13 protein-coding genes are annotated in these 14111 nt (G+C 66.0%); 9 read left to right on the forward strand and 4 right to left on the reverse strand.

From position 1 onward, the window contains the following. The first annotated feature begins 32 nt into the window (after positions 1-32). The 3 genes from obgE to AC1RT8_RS15805 are packed head-to-tail and all read left to right on the forward strand — an operon-like array spanning position 33 to position 3098. Positions 33-1079 (forward strand): GTPase ObgE, encoded by a 1047-nt coding sequence (obgE, locus tag AC1RT8_RS15795; RefSeq protein ID WP_493076609.1) that lies wholly within the window; start codon positions 33-35, stop codon positions 1077-1079. 4 nt (positions 1080-1083) lie between these two features. Then, on the forward strand, positions 1084-2196 hold the full coding sequence (gene proB / locus AC1RT8_RS15800; protein WP_493076610.1) for a glutamate 5-kinase: 1113 nt from the start codon (positions 1084-1086) through the stop codon (positions 2194-2196). Then, the gene (locus tag AC1RT8_RS15805) at positions 2193-3098 is read left to right on the forward strand and encodes an NAD-dependent epimerase/dehydratase family protein (protein WP_493076611.1); all 906 of its coding nucleotides are present in this window, start codon (positions 2193-2195) and stop codon (positions 3096-3098) included. Before proB ends, AC1RT8_RS15805 begins: the two co-directional genes overlap by 4 nt. Here the strand turns inward: AC1RT8_RS15805 and AC1RT8_RS15810 are convergent, their stop codons facing one another. Further along, the gene (locus AC1RT8_RS15810; protein ID WP_493076612.1) at positions 3099-3560 is read right to left on the reverse strand and encodes a Pycsar system effector family protein; all 462 of its coding nucleotides are present in this window, start codon (positions 3558-3560) and stop codon (positions 3099-3101) included. A 263-nt stretch (positions 3561-3823) separates the two neighbouring features. Here AC1RT8_RS15810 and AC1RT8_RS15815 point away from each other — a divergent pair, with 263 nt between their 5' ends. The 5 genes from AC1RT8_RS15815 to lptG all read left to right on the forward strand — a co-directional run bounded on the left by AC1RT8_RS15815 (position 3824) and on the right by lptG (position 9728). After that, a complete protein-coding gene (locus tag AC1RT8_RS15815; RefSeq protein ID WP_478014889.1) occupies positions 3824-4066 on the forward strand; it encodes an acyl carrier protein in 243 nt (80 codons plus the stop codon). A gap of 5 nt (positions 4067-4071) precedes the next feature. After that, positions 4072-5334, forward strand: coding sequence for a serine palmitoyltransferase (gene spt, locus AC1RT8_RS15820; protein WP_493076613.1), 1263 nt, complete (start codon positions 4072-4074; stop codon positions 5332-5334). A gap of 54 nt (positions 5335-5388) precedes the next feature. Then, on the forward strand, positions 5389-7329 hold the full coding sequence (locus tag AC1RT8_RS15825) for a hybrid sensor histidine kinase/response regulator (RefSeq protein ID WP_493076614.1): 1941 nt from the start codon (positions 5389-5391) through the stop codon (positions 7327-7329). 93 nt (positions 7330-7422) lie between these two features. Further along, entirely contained in the window at positions 7423-8634 is a 1212-nt protein-coding gene (gene lptF, locus AC1RT8_RS15830) for an LPS export ABC transporter permease LptF (protein ID WP_493076615.1), read from the forward strand. Continuing rightward, positions 8631-9728, forward strand: a complete 1098-nt coding sequence (gene lptG, locus AC1RT8_RS15835; protein WP_493076616.1) for an LPS export ABC transporter permease LptG — start codon at positions 8631-8633, stop codon at positions 9726-9728. The genes lptF and lptG overlap by 4 nt, the downstream gene beginning before the upstream one ends. Positions 9729-10040: 312 nt before the next feature. Here lptG and AC1RT8_RS15840 read toward each other — a convergent pair whose 3' ends face one another. Then, positions 10041-11147 (reverse strand): fatty acid desaturase family protein, encoded by a 1107-nt coding sequence (locus AC1RT8_RS15840; RefSeq protein ID WP_493076617.1) that lies wholly within the window; start codon positions 11145-11147, stop codon positions 10041-10043. Between the two features lie 151 nt (positions 11148-11298). Here AC1RT8_RS15840 and AC1RT8_RS15845 point away from each other — a divergent pair, with 151 nt between their 5' ends. Then, on the forward strand, positions 11299-12459 hold the full coding sequence (locus AC1RT8_RS15845; protein WP_493076618.1) for an N-acetyltransferase: 1161 nt from the start codon (positions 11299-11301) through the stop codon (positions 12457-12459). A 13-nt stretch (positions 12460-12472) separates the two neighbouring features. Here AC1RT8_RS15845 and AC1RT8_RS15850 read toward each other — a convergent pair whose 3' ends face one another. Together AC1RT8_RS15850 and xth are read right to left on the reverse strand one after the other, a co-directional pair. Next, a complete protein-coding gene (locus AC1RT8_RS15850; protein WP_493076619.1) occupies positions 12473-13261 on the reverse strand; it encodes a transporter in 789 nt (262 codons plus the stop codon). Positions 13262-13340: 79 nt separating this feature from the next. Further along, positions 13341-14111 (reverse strand): exodeoxyribonuclease III, encoded by a 771-nt coding sequence (gene xth, locus AC1RT8_RS15855; protein ID WP_493076620.1) that lies wholly within the window; start codon positions 14109-14111, stop codon positions 13341-13343.

The raw sequence follows: 14111 nt of genomic DNA on the forward strand, positions 1-14111 counted from the left end.
GATAAAATTGCGATTTCCGCTAGAGAGCGGCCATGCATTTTCTCGACCAAGCAAAGATCTTCGTCCGTTCGGGCGCGGGCGGCCCCGGCGCCGTCGCCTTCCGGCGTGAGAAGTTCATCGAATATGGCGGCCCGAACGGCGGCAATGGCGGCAAGGGTGGCGACATCATCTTCGAGGCGGTCGCCGGTCTCAATACGCTGATCGACTTCCGCTACACCCAGCATTTCCGCGCGCCGCGCGGCCATGGCGGCTCCGGCTCGAACATGACTGGCGCCGGTGGCGACGATCTGGTGATCCAGGTGCCGGTCGGCACGCAGATCCTGTCCGAGGACAAGGAGGAAGTGCTCGCCGACTTCACCGTCGCCGGCCAGCGCGAAGTGTTTCTGCGCGGCGGCGATGGCGGTCGCGGCAATGCCAGCTACAAGACCTCGACCAACCGCACGCCGCGCCAGCACGGCACGGGCTGGCCCTATCAGGAAGCCTGGGTGTGGCTGCGGCTGAAGTTGCTCGCCGACGCCGGGCTGGTCGGCCTGCCCAATGCCGGCAAATCGACCTTCATCAACGCCGTCACCAACGCCAAGGCGAAGGTCGGCGATTATCCCTTCACCACCGTGCGCCCGCAGCTCGGCGTGGTCAGCCGCCACAATCGCGAGTTCGTCGTGGCCGACATCCCCGGCCTGATCGAAGGCGCGGCTGACGGCGCCGGCATCGGCGACCGATTCCTCGGCCATATCGAGCGCTGCAAGGTGCTGCTCCACTTGGTCGACGCGACCGAGGAGGATCCGGTCGGCAATTATCGCATCGTGCGCGGCGAACTCGATGCCTATGGCGCCGGGCTGATCGACAAGCCCCAGGTGATCGGCCTCAACAAGGTCGATGCGCTGGAGCCCGCCGAGGTGAAGAAGCTCATCACCAAGCTCAAGCGCGCGAGCAAGGCGGAGGTGCTGCCGATGTCCGGTGCCGGCGGCGAGGGTCTCGAAGCAGTGCTCGACCGGCTGCTCGACGCGATCGGACCCGCCGCAACGACGCCGGTGCGTGACGATGGCGCGGAAGACGCGATCGAATGGTCGCCGCTCTGATCTGATGTTCTCGCCCCGCGCCTGCCCCCGCCTGATCGTCAAGGTCGGCTCCGCGCTGCTCGTCGCCCCCGACGGGACGGTGCGGCGCGAATGGCTGACCAGCCTCGTCGCCGACATCGCCGCCCGGACGAAGGCCGGACAGGAGATCGTCGTGGTCTCCTCCGGCGCGATCGCCCTGGGCGCACGCCGCCTGAAGCTCCCCAAAGGCGGCCGCGCCAGCCTGGAGGATGCGCAGGCAGCCGCCGCGACCGGGCAGATCGCGCTGAGCCAGGTCTGGGCGGAGCTGCTCGGTGCCGAGGGACTGACGGCGGCGCAGATTCTCATCACGCTCGACGATCTCGAGGATCGCCGCCGCTATCTCAACGCCGCCGCCACGCTCAGCCGGTTGCTTGCGCTCGGCGTCGTGCCGGTGATCAACGAGAATGACAGCGTCGCGACCGAAGAGATCCGCTTCGGCGACAATGACCGCCTCGCCGCCCGGGTAGGCCAGGCGGCAGGCGCGCAGGGCGTGATCCTGTTGTCCGATGTCGACGGCCTCTACGATTCCAACCCGACCACCAATCCCGAAGCGACCATGATCGACCGCGTCGAGCGGATCGACGCCAGGATAGAAGCGATGGCGGATCGCGGCTCCGGTTCCGGCATGGGATCGGGCGGCATGGTGTCGAAGATCGCCGCCGCCCGCATCGCCACCGCCGCCGGCGCGCATCTTGCCATCGTTTCGGGCCATCAGATCAGCCCGCTCAGCGCCTTTGCCGAAAGCGGCCGCGGCACGGTGTTCGTCGCCGAGAAGACGGCGCCCGCGCGGAAAGCCTGGCTCGCGGGCGGGCTGACCGCCAAGGGCGAAATCCATATCGATGCCGGCGCCATGAAGGCGCTGCTCGGCGGCAAGAGCCTGCTCGCCGCCGGCGCCGTGCGGATCGAGGGCAAGTTCCGGCGCGGCGACCTGGTCGCGATCTGCGGACCTGACGGGAGGCCGGTGGCGCGCGGGCTTGCCGAATATGACGCGCCCGACGCCGGCAAGATCATCGGCCGCCGCAGCGACGCGCTCGCCGCGATCCTCGGCTACGCGCCCCGCGCCGCCCTGGTCCATCGCAACCATATGGCGCTGGTGTGAGCCTGATCGCGATCACCGGGGGCACCGGATTCGTCGGCAAGACGCTGATCGAACTGGCAGTGCGGGCTGGCCATGAAGTCCGCGCCCTCACCCGCCGTCCACAGCCCGACATTCCCCGCGTCACCTGGGTCTCCGGCGCGCTCGACACCGGAATGGCGCTGACCAGCCTCGTGCGCGGTGCCGACGCCGTGATCCATGTCGCGGGCGTGGTGAACGCGCCGGATCGCGACGGTTTCGCCTCGGGCAATATCGCCGGCACCCAGGCGGTGGTCGACGCGGCGACCGGCGCTGGCGCCCGGCGCTTCATCCACGTCTCCTCGCTCGCCGCGCGCGAACCTTCCCTGTCCGCCTATGGCTGGTCGAAGGCGGGCGCCGAGCATGTCGTCGAAGTCTCCTCGCTCGACTGGACGATCGTCCGGCCCACCGCGATCTACGGCCCGGGCGACATGGAGATGCGCGATATGTTCCGCCTGGCGAAGCGTGGCCTCGCGCTGCTGCCGCCGCCGGGCAAGATATCGGTGATCGAGGTCGGCGATTTCGCCCGCCTGCTGCTCGCGCTGGTCGCGACCGATCCGGGCCGGGTGATCCTGGAGGCGGACGACGGAGTCGAGGGCGGCTGGACTCATGACGGCTTCGCCCGCGCGATCGGCGCGGCGGTAGGCCAACGCGTGCTTCCCCTCGCCTTGCCCAGAGCACTGCTGTCCCTGGCGGCCAAGGGCGACCGGCTGTTTCGCGGCCCGAACGCGAAACTCACCGCGGACCGCGTCGGCTATCTCTCGCATCCCGACTGGACGATCGACCCCGCACGCCGCCCCGCCCCTTCGCTCTGGCAGCCCGAGGTGCCGACTCAGCGCGGCCTTGCCGCCACTGCCGCCTGGTACCGGGCGAACGGCTTGCTCTGATCAGACGAACTGGGCGACGAAGGCGATCGCCGAGGCGACCAGGCCGGTCAGGAACACCTTGTACGCCAGCTCCAGCCGGCGATATTTCTTCCGCTGAAGCACCAGGCCATTGCCGTAGAGATCGGCCGCGACGGTGCGCAGCATCGTCTCCTCGTCAGCCATCGCGTCCACGACCCGATCGACGAACGCATCCTGCGACAGCTGCGTGAAGGATCCGAAGAACAGCAGATTGACCGGCGCATCCGCCGGCATCTTCGTCCTGGGAATGATCGCCAACACCGCCAGCACGGCGCTGGCAAAGGCGAAGCTGCCCAACACCAGCAGCGGCAGCGGCGGCAGCGTGCCATGGCTCTGGTTGATCGTGATGGTGAAGATCACGAAGCTCGCACCCATCAGGATGCTCGCCTTCTGGTCCGCCATCGCGCTCAGCTGGACATGGATCGCCTGCGCGGTGCGGACCATATGAACCGCATTGGGCGCAAAGGTGCGAGGCGGCTGAGGCTCCATCCCCGGAGAGTGCCACGACCTCTCCCGATTTGCCAACCGATCCCGAAAAAGGGGTCAGCGTGATTTATCGTCCATCGATTCAATCCGGCTCCCGATCATGCCCGCGTCCCCTTAATGCGGCCGCCCGGTGGCATCGCCGTTCGGGGCTGCTATAGGATCGTCAGAAAGCCGCCGCATTTTCTTGGCAGGGCTCGGCTCCACTCTTCGAAGGACATGTCTTGACCGACCGCGCACACGTTTTCGACACCGTCACCGGCCTGATCGAACCCTTCAACAAAAAGGGCGTCGCGCTCTCCGACGCGACGACCTTCCAGGGCGACCTGGAGTGGGACAGCCTGACGGTGATGGATTTCGTGGCGGCGATCGAGGACGAATTCGAGATCATCATCACGATGAACATGCAGGCCGAGATCGAGACGGTCGGGCAGCTCGTCGATGCGGTGATGAAGCTGAAAGCCTGAAACCGATGACCGATTCCGCCCAGACCGCCGACGCGCTGCCGATCGATCCGCCGATCATCCCGCCCGAACGCGACCTTTTCACCAAATACGACCCGCTGATCGCCGAGCGCCAGGCGCTGCTCGACACCGGCGTGCGCGATCCCTTCGCGATCGTGATGGACGAGGTGAAGTCGCCGACCGTCGCGGTGATCAAGGGCAAGGAGACCATCCTGCTCGGCACCTATAATTATATGGGCATGACGTTCGATCCCGATGTCATCCAGGCCGGCAAGGACGCGCTCGACCAATATGGTTCGGGCACCAACGGCAGCCGCGTGTTCAACGGCACCTTCCGCGACCATGCCGATGTCGAGGCGGCGCTCCGCGAATTCTACGGCACCACCGGCGCGATCGTCTTCTCGACCGGCTATCAGGCCAATCTGGGCATGATCTCCGCGCTCGCCGGCAAGGGGGAGTACATCATCCTCGATGCCGACAGCCATGCATCGATCTATGACGGCTGCGCGATGGGCAATGCCGAGATCGTGCGCTTCCGCCACAATTCGGTCGAGGATCTCGACAAGCGTCTCGGCCGCCTCCCGCCGGAACCGGGCAAGCTCGTCGTGCTCGAAGGCGTCTATTCGATGATGGGCGACATCGCCCCACTGAAGGAAATGGTCGCCGTCTCAAAGAAGCACGGTGCCATGGTGCTGGTCGACGAGGCGCACTCGATGGGCTTTTTCGGCCCCAATGGCCGCGGCGTCTATGAGGACCAGGGGCTTGAGGACCAGGTCGATTTCGTCGTCGGCACCTTCTCCAAATCGGTCGGCACGGTCGGCGGCTTCTGCGTCTCGAACCATCCGAAGTTCGAGATCATGCGCTTCGTGTCGCGCCCCTATATCTTCACCGCCTCGCTTCCCCCGTCGGTCGTTGCGACCGCCGCCACCTCGATCCGCAAACTGATGTACGCCCATAACAAGCGCGCTCATCTATGGGAGAACAGCAGGCGACTGCATGGCGGCTTGACCGACATGGGCTTCAAGCTCGGCACGGCCACGCCTGAATCGGCGATCGTCGCGGTGATCCTTGAGGACCAGACCCAGGCCGTCGCGATGTGGCAGGCGCTGCTCGAGGGCGGGCTCTATGTGAACATGGCGCGCCCGCCCGCGACGCCGGCCGGCACCTATCTGCTGCGCTGCTCGGTCTGCGCCGAACACAGCCCCGCACAGATCGAAACGATCATCGAGATGTTCAGGTCCGCGGGACAGGCGACCGGCGCGATAAGCTGAGCCGAAAATAGGACGGCTTTTCATGAGTCTCGCTTGCGGGTAGAATCGCGGCCAATGAGCGGGAACGAAGGCGAAGCCGCGGCTCCCGGGGAGCCTGGGGGCGCCTGGCGCACTATCATGCTGGTCGTGATGGGGCTGCTGGGCGCGCTGGTGCTCGTCGCCCTGATACTGACGCTCAACAGCGCCAATAACGAGCGTGACCGGGCGCTCCGTCTGCAGACCCACAGCTTCGAGGTGATGATCCTCGCCCGGACATTGTCCGGGACCATCTCCGGCTCGGAGGCGTCGCTCGGCCGCTATGTGATCAGCGGCGACAAGTCGCTCGGCCGGCGCTTCTACGACGAATGGCGCGTGGCGGGCGGGCAGATCGCCAAGCTTGACCGGGTGACCGGCGACAATGCGGAGCAGCAGAAGCTGACCGATGCCCTGCAGCGCTCCTATGAGGTACGCGGCAGGGAATTGTCGTTGATCGCGCTCAGCACCAACTACCACAAGAACGACCAGGCACTGGCGCGCTATTACCAGGCGCGCGAGGCAGCGTCGCTGGGTCAGATCAACACCCTGCTCGATCAGATCATCGCCCGCGAGCGCTCGGTGCTGGATGCCCGCACCGGGGAGGCGTTGCGATCAGTCGCGCAATCGACCCGCGTCGCGCGCGTGCTCGGCGCATTCGGCATCCTCATCGTGCTTGGCGCGATCGTGCTTGGCTGGATGACGGTCCGCGCGCTCGGCGAACGCGCGGCGGCGAATGCCGAGGCCGAGGCGGAACGGCTGCGCGCCGAGGATCTGGAGGCTGCGGTCGCCAAGGCGACAGCCGACCTGCTCGAAAAGGAGGCGCGGCTTCGCCAGGTCCAGAAGATGGAGGCGGTCGGCCAGCTTACCGGCGGCATCGCCCATGATTTCAACAATATGCTTGCCGTCGTTCTTGGCGGGCTGGAACTGGCGCGCCGCAATGTCGCCGATCCCGACCAGGCCAGGCGCCATATCGACAATGCCATGGAGGGCGCCAACCGCGCTGCTGCGCTGACGCGACGCCTCCTCGCCTTCTCGCGCGAGGAAGCGCTGAAGCTCGAGCCGATCGAGCCCGGCCCGCTGGTCGCTGGCATGTCCGATCTGCTCGACCGGACCCTGGGCGACGCCATCACCGTCACGACGAACGATGCCGGCGATGGGTGGCAAATCCGTGCTGACCGGTACCAGTTCGAAAACGTGCTGCTCAACCTCGCGGTCAATGCCCGTGACGCGATGGACGGGCGTGGCCGGCTGACCATCGCCACCGCGGGCACCGCGCTGGCGGCGGAACAGGTCGGCACCTGCCCCGCTGGCGAGTATGTGACGATCGCGGTGACCGACACCGGCTGCGGTATGACGCCCGAAGTGCTGGAGCGCGTGTTCGAGCCCTTCTTCACCACCAAGCCAGTCGGCAAGGGCACCGGCCTGGGCCTGAGCCAGATATTCGCCTTTGTGCGCCAGGCCGATGGCGAGATCGGCATCGAGTCGGAGCCGGGCCGGGGCACGACCGTCACTCTGTATTTGCCGCGCCATATGGGTGCCATGATCGTCGAGGCGCAACGGGAGGAGCAGGTCGACGTCGCAGCGGCCGAGTCCCTGGATATATTGGTGGTCGAGGACGATCCGCGCGTGCTCACCGCGACCATGGCCGCGCTGACCGAGTTGGGCCACCGCCCCCTTGCCTGCGACGATCCGCTGCTCGCGCGGGCACTGCTCGACCGCATGGGCGGGATCGACCTGATCGTCTCGGACGTGCTGATGCCGCAACAGACCGGTCCCGAGATGATCGCGTCGCTGGCGGACGGCTATGCCCATGTCGCCGTCCTCTACGTCACCGGCTATGCCGGGGACGCGAATGAGGCTGCCTTTGGCGGGCGTCACGTGCTGCGCAAACCCTTCACCATCACCGCCCTGGAGCGCGCGATCGCCGCCGCGATCGCCGCGCCGCGCAATACCGGCCCCGACAGTATCGCCGCAGAGTGATTTGGTAGCTGACGCCGCCCCTTACCCCGGATATAGCCGCTCGACCGGGCGGCCTCACCCTGCCCTTCCGTAAAGGCTGTAGCCGCTAGCTCCATGAAGTCCATCGACCGCTACATGGCCCGGCTGATCGCGGTGCCGCTGTTTTCGACCCTCATCATCTCCGCGATGCTGCTGGTGCTCGATCGCATGCTGAAGCTCTTCGATTTCGTCGCCACCGAAGGCGGGCCGGTCAATGTCGTCTGGAAGATGCTGGCGAACCTGCTGCCGGAATATCTCGGCCTGGGCATTCCGATCGGGCTGATGCTCGGCATCCTGCTCGCCTTCCGCAAGCTCGCCACGACGTCGGAGCTTGACGTGCTCCGCGCCGTCGGGATGAGCTACACGCGCCTGTTGCGGGTGCCCTTCATGTACGCGATCGGGCTTGCCGCCGTGAACCTCGCGATCGTCGGCTTCGTCCAGCCCGATGCGCGCTATGCCTATGAGAAGCTGCGGTTCGAGTTGCGCACCGGCGCACTCGGCGCGTCGATCAAGGTAGGCGAGTTCACCCATTTCGGCGACAAGATGACGATCCGCATCGAGCGGAGCCGCGAGCAGGGCCGCAAGCTCTCGGGCATCTTCGTGCACATGGTCGACAAGAAGGGTGGCGACTATGCGGTGACCGCCGATCACGGGCAGTTCTTCGCGACCGACAATCCCGACGAGATCGTCTTCCGCCTGACCAACGGCACGCTGGTGCGCAACGAACCGGGCGTGCCGACGCCGCGTGTGCTGACCTTCAGTCTCCACGACCTGCCCATCGCCCTGCCGAAATACGAGAATTTCCGGAACCGGGAGGGCAGGAACGAACTGACCCTGCCCGAACTCGCGAAGATCGGCGGCAACCAGGCCGCACCGGAGAAATTGCGCGACACCAGCCGCGCCGCCCTCCATTTCCGCGTGGTGGAAGTGGCAACGATGTTCCTGCTGCCGTTCCTGGCGCTGTCGCTCGGCGTGCCGCCCAAGAGATCGACCTCGGCGCTGGGCGTCTTCCTGTCGATCGTGATGATCGTCACCTATCACAAGGTGAACGAATATGCCCGGGACATTGGCGGCATGGGCACGGTCGACCCGCTGATCGCCCTTTGGGCACCCTTCCTCATCTTCTCGGCCCTGATTTTCTGGATGTACTACACCATCGCCTATGTGCCCGGCGGTCAGCCGATCGGCGCGCTCGAGCGGGTCTTCTCCAAGGCCGGCAAGCTGCTCGGCCGCTGGCTGCCCGGCGCGAAACCCAAGGATCAGGAAGAGGAGGCGGCAACGACATGATCGCGCTGCAGCTTTTCCCGTCCCGCACCGTGTCCCTCTATATGGGCCGGATGTTCCTGGTGCGCACCTTCGCGATCCTCGCGGCATTGGTGCTGGTGCTCCAGTCGCTCGACCTGCTGAGCGAATCCGGACGGATCCTCGCCCATGCCGGCAATGGCGATGCGGAGATCTGGCGCTACGTCAGCCTTCGCACACCGGAGATCATCGCGCGCTTCCTGCCCTTTTCGGTACTGCTCGGCACGATCATCACCCTGACGACCCTGAATCAGAACAGCGAGATCGTCGCGCTCAAGGCATCGGGCCTGTCGGCGCATCAGGTGCTGGCGCCGCTGATCGTCGCCAGCCTGGGCGTCGCGCTCATCTCCTTCACCTTCAACGACCGGATCGTCGCGCGCGCGACGGGCACGCTCGATCAGTGGCAAAAGGCCGAATATGCGCCGGTGCCGATCGATCGTGGCGACCGCTCCAATGTCTGGGTGCGAGACGGCGACGATCTGATCGAGGTCGGCCAGATTCGCGGTCGCGGCAATGCGGCCACGCTCGCCAGCATCACACTGTACGACCGCCAGGGCGGCAATCTGGTCGGCATCATCAGCGCCCCGCACGGCAGGCGCGACGGTGATGCGTGGCGGGTCGGCCCCGCGAGCCGTTTCGATGTGAAGAGCGGCAAGAAGACCCCGCTCGGCACGATCATCGTAGCCAAGGGCGTGCGCCCGGATCAGTTCACCCTGGCAACGGTCGATCCCGACGGCCTATCGTTCGACGCGCTGAGTTCGGCGATCTCGGACCTGTCTGACGCCGGCCGGCCGACCAAGGCGCTTGAGGGCTCGCTGTGGCACAAGCTGTCCGGGCCGCTGTCGTCGGTGCTGATGCCGCTGCTCGGCGCCGTGGCCGCGTTCGGCCTCGCCCGGTCGGGCCGGCTGTTCATCCGCGCCGTGATCGGCATGGCACTCGGCTTCACCTATTTCGTGGCCGACAATTTCGCGCTGGCGATGGGCAATCTGGGCGCCTACCCGCCCTTCCTCGCCGCCTGGGCGCCGTTCCTGCTATTCTTCCTGATCGGCGAAGCGGTGCTGGTCCGCACCGAGGAATAGCACCGCGCGCTACATCGGCGGTACGGCAGCGCACTCGCCACTGTAGCCGCTTGCTTACAGTAGCTAGGGAACCACACAGACTCCTCTCCGGTGGGAGAGGATAGTGTAGCTTGGCAGCTTGCTGCCTAGCGTAACTTGGTGAGGGGCTCCGGGAGCTATCGAGAACTCCGGAGCCCCTCACCAACTCCGACTAGATCGCTTCGCTCTCAAGTCTTCGTATCCTCTCCCACTGGAGAGGAAAAAAAGCAGCGCATTTGAATGTCGATCCGCCCGGTGAAGCGCGCGCCCTGCACGAATGCCCGGCCGCCTCAATCAACCCACGCGGCGGCCCATCGTGCTGCGCACCAGCCGGTCGACCAGGCCCGGCAGACCGGGATAGCTCGCCTTGTGATAGGGCGACTGCTCGCCCAGCGCAGCGGACAGGCGGCGATGCGCCTCGGCCAGCCCATGATAGGGCACACCGGGCAGCAGATGGTGGAGCGCGTGGTAGCGCAGGCCAACCGGCGCCCACAGCACCGGCAGCAGCGCCGGCGGCGGCACGTTCACGGTGTCGAGATACTGCGCGGTGACGGTCATCGTCTCCCCTTCATTCTCCCACAGATGCGCGACGAGGGTCCGCACCTGGTTGAGGATGGCAACGCCCGAAGTGATCCCGAGGAAGATCAGCAGCGCGCGCAACGGGATGACGCCCGTGGCGGTCAGGGTCAGCAGCGCGATCGCCCAGACGCTGGTCGCGGCTTCCATCCGGCGCCAATGCGTCTTGAACGCGCCTTCCGGCGGGCGGCGGCGGAAGCTGGGGTTGATCGACAGGCTCGAATAGCGCTCGTCGAGCAGGGTACGCATCTTCGGGAAGACCAGGGCGATCGGGGCGAGCACTGCGAAGCGCACCAGCAGCGCGAAAGGCGCCAGCAGCGAGGTGACCACGAACAATGGGAGGGTCCACGGTTTCATCAGCGCCAGCGGCAGGTATTCGGGGTCCTCGACCGTGCCGTAGCGCGTGCGCGCATGGTGCAGGTTGTGCACGCCCTCATACATGAAGGACGGCACCATCATCGGGATGCCGGCGATCAGGTTCCAGCCGAGGCGGAAGCCGGGCAGCGCCGAATGCTTGATATGGGTGATTTCGTGGATGAAGCTGTCGGCACGGTACAGGGCAAGGATCGCGACGACGCCCGCCGCCACGGACCAGCCGGTCGAGGGCGCCAGGATCGTGGCGGCAAGTGTGGCATAGCCGATCGCGGCCGACAGGATCAGGTCGGTCCAGTAGATGGCGGGCTTCGGCGCATTGAGGTCGCGCGTCAGTTCGGCGGCCGTGCGCAGCATCGCCTTGTCATCGGCGATGCGCTCCGGCGCGGTTCGCAGGGCGGCGCTCTGGCCCGACGCGATGTCGCGCCGATCGAAGGCAAGCGATGTGTTCATGGTTCGCGGCATTGCACAAAGATAGTGGCTATATGGTGGCAGCAACAGGGTATGGCGTTGCCCCCCATGATCGCCGGCGCTTGACAGGAGCGCGCTTGACAGCTTGTGCGGCACGCGGGAGTGCGCAGTTCTTACAGAGAGGCTTGTCGTCTTGGCTAACACGCACCCGCTTTCCATCCGACCGATCAGCAGCAAGGCCGATCGCAAGAAATTCGTCGATCTGCCCTTCCGGCTCTACAAGGACGACCCCAACTGGGTGCCGCCGCTGAAGAGCGAAGCGCTGGGGCTGATCACGCCGGAAAAGAATGGCTGGTTCAGCCATGCCGAGGCACAGCTTTTCCTGGCCGAGCGCGGCAATCAGGTTGTCGGCCGCATCTCGGCCCATATCGACACGCTCGCGCTGACCATGCCGGCGGAACAGGGTTTCGGCCCGGGCTGCGGCCAGTTCGGCCTGTTTGATGCGGAGGACGCCAATACCGCCCAGGCGCTGATCAACGCGGCCGAGGGCTGGCTGCGCAACAAGGGCATGACCAAGGTGCTCGGCCCGATCAGCATGTCGATCTGGGAAGAACCCGGCCTGCTGATCCAGGGCTATGATCACGCGCCGACGATCATGATGGGCCATGCCAAGCCGGAATATCGCGGCTGGATCGAGGCGGCGGGCTATGCCCCGGCCAAGACGCTTTACACCTATGATCTCGATATCACGCAGGAATTCCCGCCGATCGTGAAGCGGATCATCCAGTCGGGCGAGAAGAATCCGCGTATCCGCATCCGCGAGGTCGACAAGTCGAAGTTCGACGAGGAAGCGGCGATCATCCTCGCCATCCTCAACGATGCCTGGTCGGACAATTGGGGCTTCGTGCCCCTCACCCCGCCCGAGATCGCCGATGTCGGCGTCAAGCTGAAGCCGATCGTGTTCAACGACCTGATCCGCATCGCCGAACTGGACGGGCGCCCTGTCGCCTTCATGATCACGCTCCCCGACCTCAACGAGGCGATCAAGCCGCTGAACGGCAGCCTGCTGCCCTTCGGCTGGGCCAGGCTGCTGCTCTGGCTGCGCAAACCGCAGGTGCGCACGATGCGCGTGCCGCTGATGGGCGTGCTGAAGGAACTCCAGTCCTCGCGCATGGCGAGCCAGCTCGCCTTCATGATGATCGAATATATCCGCCGTGCCGCCCTGGCGAACTACGGCGCGACACGCGGCGAGATCGGCTGGGTGCTCGACGACAACCAGGGCATGAACGCCATCGCCGAGACGATCCAGAGCCGGGTCAACAAGACCTACGAGATCTATCAGCGGACACTATGAATCGTCGGGTCGCCTATAGGCGGCGCGAAACGCCGATATAGAGTTCCGCATCGGGCGCATCGCGGTTCAGCCCGGCAACGGCGCCAACATCGAATTGCCAGTCGTCGCGCGGCATCCATCCGAACGATATCGACGACAGCGCCTGGCTGGTCCGTCCCGACGGATCGTCGTCCCGCGCCGCCTGGAATTCGATCGTCCCGCTCACCGTATCGCTGATCGCCAGACCGAGCCCAATCGTAGCACTGGCCGCGAAATGTCGCCCCTTCCCGTCCTGATCCACCGCCGCATCCGCTTCGGGTGCGACTTGCAGGCTGAGCTTGTGACCGAGGTCGAAGCTGACCGGAACCACCATGCCCGCGCCCCAGTCCCCCACCCCGACCGGCGACCGCCCGACCGGCAGCGTGACGAAGGGCTGCACCGCCGCGGAGAAACCGCTGCCGTCCGGGTGATGGAGATTGACCTTCAGGCCGAGCAGCGCGTCACCGGCACGATCGACGGTGTCGACACGTCCGGTGGTCTTGTCGCGCGTCCGGACATGGCCGAATGCCGTCCAGCCGACCTGTGCCTCCACTATGTCGGTCAGTCCGATCCGCACCAGCGTATCGCCGATCAGGATCGTGTCGTCGCGCGTGTCCGGATTGTCGTCGCGCGTCCAGTCCGCCAGCCCCATCTCGACCGAGACGCGGCCAGGCGCGATCGTGCAGGCGGGCGTGCCGAGCCCCGGCCGCGCCGGGCAATAGTCGCGATCATCGGCAAAGGCGGCGGTCGGCAGCAACAGAAACGCGATCGCCAGCCGCTTCATGCGAGGCGTGCCCGCAACAGGTCGCCCGGTTCCTCGCTCTTGCGGCGAAGCACCTTCTGGAGGTCGAAGGCCATAAGACCTATCGCAGCCGCACCCATGTCGGGGCATGATCGCTCGCCTTCTCCCGGCCGCGATATTCCTTGTCGACACCTGCATCCGCCAGCCGATCGGCGGCGAGCGGGCTGAGCAGCAGATGATCGATCCGGAACCCCGCATCGCGCTGCCAGCCGCCGGCCTGATAATCCCAGAAGGTCCAGACTCCGCCCTTGGGATGACGGGTGCGCAGCGCGTCGGTCCAGCCCTGGGCGACCAAAGCGCGATAGCCCGACCGGCTTTCCGGCTGCATCAGCGCGTCGTTCTGCATCGCGCGGACGGAGAAAGTGTCGTCGTCATTGGGAATGACGTTATAGTCGCCCGCGAGCACCACCGGCTTTTCCTCGGCGAGCAATGCGCGGGCGCGATCCGACAGGCGCTCGATCCACTTGAGCTTGTAGTCGAATTTCGGGCCCGGCTGGGGATTGCCGTTGGGCAGGTAGATCGAGGCGATCACCACGCCGTCGACCTCGGCCTCCAGGTAACGGCTGTGCTCGTCGTCCGGATCGCCGGCGAGTCCACGGTGCCGCTCGACCGGATCGCTGCCCTTGGCCAGCACCGCGACGCCGTTGAAGCCCTTCTGCCCATGCCACACCGCACCGTATCCGGCAGCGCGGATATCCGCTTCGGGAAAGGTCTCGTCGCTCGATTTCAGCTCCTGCAGGCACACCACATCGGGCGCCTGCTCGGCGAGATACTCCAGCAGGCGCGGCAGGCGAGCCTTGATGCCGTTGACGTTGTAGGTGACGATTCTCAA

It is taken from the genome of Sphingomonas sp. GW821-FHT10F11 (assembly GCF_058809095.1).

What these genes read in the sequence shown, in the direction of transcription:
- obgE (WP_493076609.1), top strand. Translation starts at nt 33, where the DNA reads ATGCATTTTCTCGACCAAGCAAAGATCTTCGTCCGTTCGGGCGCGGGC.
- proB (WP_493076610.1), top strand. Translation starts at nt 1,084, where the DNA reads ATGTTCTCGCCCCGCGCCTGCCCCCGCCTGATCGTCAAGGTCGGCTCC.
- AC1RT8_RS15810 (WP_493076612.1), bottom strand. Translation starts at nt 3,560, where the DNA reads ATGGTCCGCACCGCGCAGGCGATCCATGTCCAGCTGAGCGCGATGGCG.
- spt (WP_493076613.1), top strand. Translation starts at nt 4,072, where the DNA reads ATGACCGATTCCGCCCAGACCGCCGACGCGCTGCCGATCGATCCGCCG.
- AC1RT8_RS15825 (WP_493076614.1), top strand. Translation starts at nt 5,389, where the DNA reads ATGAGCGGGAACGAAGGCGAAGCCGCGGCTCCCGGGGAGCCTGGGGGC.
- lptF (WP_493076615.1), top strand. Translation starts at nt 7,423, where the DNA reads ATGAAGTCCATCGACCGCTACATGGCCCGGCTGATCGCGGTGCCGCTG.
- lptG (WP_493076616.1), top strand. Translation starts at nt 8,631, where the DNA reads ATGATCGCGCTGCAGCTTTTCCCGTCCCGCACCGTGTCCCTCTATATG.
- AC1RT8_RS15840 (WP_493076617.1), bottom strand. Translation starts at nt 11,147, where the DNA reads ATGAACACATCGCTTGCCTTCGATCGGCGCGACATCGCGTCGGGCCAG.
- AC1RT8_RS15850 (WP_493076619.1), bottom strand. Translation starts at nt 13,261, where the DNA reads ATGAAGCGGCTGGCGATCGCGTTTCTGTTGCTGCCGACCGCCGCCTTT.